General features: G+C 52.7%; 4 protein-coding genes. All 4 read left to right on the top strand.

Translation table 11 applies throughout. The annotated features are described in order from the left end of the window. Window positions 1-1,074, top strand: a 1,074-nt coding sequence (locus ABJQ89_RS13030) for a capsule biosynthesis protein (protein WP_348496647.1), incomplete at its 5' end; no start/stop codon positions are given. 1 nt (window position 1,075) lies between these two features. Further along, entirely contained in the window at window positions 1,076-1,909 is an 834-nt protein-coding gene (kdsA, locus tag ABJQ89_RS13035) for a 3-deoxy-8-phosphooctulonate synthase (protein ID WP_348496648.1), read from the top strand. 10 nt (window positions 1,910-1,919) lie between these two features. Continuing rightward, window positions 1,920-3,416 carry a phosphomannomutase/phosphoglucomutase gene (locus ABJQ89_RS13040; RefSeq protein WP_348496649.1) on the top strand — a complete coding sequence of 499 codons (1,497 nt, stop codon included), beginning with the start codon at window positions 1,920-1,922 and terminating at the stop codon, window positions 3,414-3,416. Window positions 3,417-3,495: 79 nt separating this feature from the next. Further along, on the top strand, window positions 3,496-3,808 hold a 313-nt coding region (locus tag ABJQ89_RS13045), incomplete at its 3' end, for a DHH family phosphoesterase (RefSeq protein WP_348496650.1).

Consider the following 3,808-nt stretch of genomic DNA (forward strand, 5'->3'; position numbering starts at 1 on the left):
ATGACGCGACTTGGCTTTTTTGTCTTCCTGCCAACGATTGTTGTTGGCTGGTATTACTACTTCATGGCAACGCCCATGTATTCGACCAAGTCGGAGTTCTTGATCCTCAAAGCCGAGTCTTCGGGAGGTGGTGTTGGTGGACTGCTGACGGGAACACAGTTTGCGACGAACCAAGATGCGATCGCTGTTCAGTCCTACCTGACATCCAAGGATGCGATGCTTCGACTGAACGAAGACGCGGGTTTTATGGCGCATTTCGCCGATCAATCGATTGATCCTGTGCAACGCCTTGTTGAGAACCCGTCGAACGAAGACGCCTATAAGGTCTTTAAGAAAAACATTGAAATTGGCTATGATCCAGCGGATGGCGTCATCAAAATGGAAGTCATTGCTGCCGACCCGAATGTCAGCAGTGATTTCTCAAAGAAGTTGATCGGCTACGCGGAAGAACGCGTTGATAACCTGTCGCTTCGCAAACGTGAGAACCAAGTTTCCGATGCTGAGTTGGGTTTTCAGTTAGCAGATGACCAACGCCGCGCCGCGCAAGAGCGATTGGTGCGTTTGCAACAAGAGGGCTCTGTTCTTGATCCAGAAGCAAAGATTGCCTCGCTTCGCAGTCAGATCAACAACATCGAAGTTCAACTGCAAGAGAAAGAACTCGAACTAGCAGCGCTCCAAGACAACGCGCGTCCGAACCGTGCCAAAGTTGAGGGTGCGCAAGGGGATGTGCGTCGCCTTTCGAACCTACTGGCGCAGCTCAACGATCGCATGATCAACGAACGTCAGGGGGAAGGGTCGCTTGCTGAACTGGCTGCGCAAATTCAATTGGCTCAGGCCGATGTCGCAACGCGCGATCTGATGCTAGCCTCTGCTTTGGAGCAGCTTGAGCAATCGCGCCGCGACGCTGCAGCACAGGCACGCTATTTGACGACCAGCGTTGAACCTTTGCCAAGCCAAGACCCCTCTTATCCACGTAAATTCGAGAACACCATTTTGGCGTTTTTGGTGTTTGCTGGTATTTATCTCATGATCTCGCTTACAGCATCGATCCTTCGCGAACAGGTATCTTCCTAATATGAAAACTCTCGACATCGCTGGCCTTAAGGTTGGTAACACGGCGCCGCTCACAATTATTGCGGGGCCGTGCCAGCTTGAAAGCGCGGATCATGCGCAGATGATTGCAGGCACGATGAAAGAAGCCTGTGACGCCGTTGGTGCACAATATATCTTCAAAGCATCGTTCGATAAGGCAAATCGCACATCTATAAAAGGCGTTCGTGGTCCCGGTATGGAAGACGGTCTTAAAATGCTTGAGAGCGTTAAGTCAGAGATTGGCGTACCCGTTCTGACGGATATTCATTGGCCAGAGCAATGCGAAGCGGTTGCGGATGTTGTTGACGTTTTGCAAATTCCTGCATTGCTGTGTCGCCAAACCGATCTGATCCTCGCCGCAGCAGAAACCGGCGTGGCGATTAACGTGAAAAAGGGGCAATTCCTTGCTCCTTGGGACATGGCAAATATCGCAACTAAGATCGAATCAACTGGCAACACCAATATTCTGCTGACCGAACGCGGAACGTCCTTCGGGTACAATACTCTCGTCACGGATATGCGTTCGCTGCCGCAAATGGGGCAGTCAGGTTATCCAGTCGTCATGGATGCCACGCATTCCGTTCAGCAACCTGCGGGCCTTGGTGGATCGACAGGTGGACAACGGGAATTTGCACCGCTTATGGCGCGCGCAGCGGCGGCGATTGGTGTTGCTGCGATCTTCATCGAAACCCATGAAGATCCAGATAAATCGCCAAGTGATGGCCCGAACATGATCTACCTCGACAAAATGCCGGCGCTTTTGAAAGTGCTGATGCAACTTGATGCGGTGGCTAAGTCCAACCCTCTCGAACTTTGAGCCACTTGCCATGACAAAACCTGCCCCGACCGTTTCTCAAAACACTTGGGAATTCTTGCGTGACGCGATGATAGCGCCCACGGGTTTTCGCGAATATGATGCCCGTTGGAAGTTCCCCGACGATATCAACTTGCCCGGCATTACAGCGCTTGGCCTTGGGCTTGGTACGCAGATGCAACGCCGCGGGATTGAGCCGGTTATCGCCGTTGGCAATGATTACCGCGAATATTCGCTGTCTGTGAAAAACGCGTTGATGTTGGGGCTGATGCAGGCTGGTATCCATGTGAAAGACATCGGCCCTGCGGTATCACCCATGGCCTACTTCGCCCAGTTCCATTTGGATGCGCCCGCGGTTGCGATGATCACGGCGAGCCACAATCCGAATGGTTGGACGGGTGTGAAAATGGGATTTGAACGCCCCCTGACCCATGGCCACGAAGAAATGAGCGAGCTGCGCGATATCGTGTTAAACGGTGAGGGCAAACCGCAAGCGGGCGGTGGATATGAATTCGTGCATGGCGTACGCGAAGCCTATTTGGATGATCTCGCGGGTGACTTCAAAATGAACCGCAAGTTAAAGGTCGTGTGCGCGACAGGGAATGGCACCGCGAGTGCTTTTGCCCCTGAGTTATTCGAACGCATCGGTGTTGAAGTGGTGCCAAGCCACAATGAGCTTGATTACAATTTCCCCAACTACAATCCGAACCCCGAAGCGATGGAAATGCTGCATGACATGTCTGCATCCGTCAAAGCCTCTGGCGCTGATTTCGCGCTTGGCTTTGATGGGGATGGCGATCGTTGCGGCGTGGTTGACGACGAAGGTGAAGAAATTTTCGCTGATAAGGTCGGTGTCATCATGGCGCGTGATCTGAGCAAACTGCACCCGAACGCCACTTTCGTGGCAGATGTGAAATCAACAGGGCTGTTTGCCTCCGATCCTGAGCTTTTGAAGAACGGCGTGAAAGCGGATTATTGGAAAACCGGTCACAGCCACATGAAACGACGGGTGAAGGAGCTCGGCGCTTTAGCGGGGTTTGAAAAGTCTGGTCACTATTTCCTAGCTGAGCCTGTTGGACGCGGATATGACTGCGGGCTTCGTGTAGCTGTCGAAATTTGCAAGCTGATGGACCGCAATCCTGAATTGTCGATGTCGGATTTGCGCAAAGCGCTGCCTGTCACATATGCTACGCCAACGATGTCGCCCTATTGTGCCGATGGTGAAAAATATGACGTTCTGGAACGGATCGTCGCAAAGTTGAGCGCAATGTTTGAAGTGGGTGAAACGCTCGCGGGGCGCAAGATAGAAACGGTTGTTACCGTGAATGGCGCGCGTGTTATTCTGGACAACGGGTCTTGGGGTTTGGTGCGCGCAAGTTCGAACACGCCCAACCTTGTCGTGGTGTGCGAAAGCTCTGAAAGCGACGCTGAAATGCGTGCGATATTTGCGGATATTAACGCCGTCATTCGCACCGAGCCTTTGGTCGGCGATTATGACCAAACCATCTGAGCCAAATTGGCACGGGTGACAACGGATGCGCGCCTGATTATAAGGCGCGCGAACACACATTTGATGCAGGAATAATGCAATGACAACTCAGGTTTTTGGCCACAAATCCCCCGACACAGACTCCACCGGTTCTCCCCTGATCTGGGCTTGGTATCTTTCTGAAATCAAAGGCATTCCTGCCGAAGCGAAATTGCTCGGCGAGCCAAACACAGAAGCAGCCTTCATGTTGGAGCGTTGGAATCTGGACAAACCTGCGATCATCGCGGACGTAGACGCGGGCGCGCCCTGTGTGATTGTTGACACCAACAACCCAGCGGAATTGCCAGCCTCTATCAACGACGCTGACGTGCAAGCGATCATCGACCACCATGCGCTGATCGGTGGCTTGAAGA

It is taken from the genome of Planktotalea sp. (assembly GCF_039984035.1).
GTDB lineage: Bacteria > Pseudomonadota > Alphaproteobacteria > Rhodobacterales > Rhodobacteraceae > Planktotalea.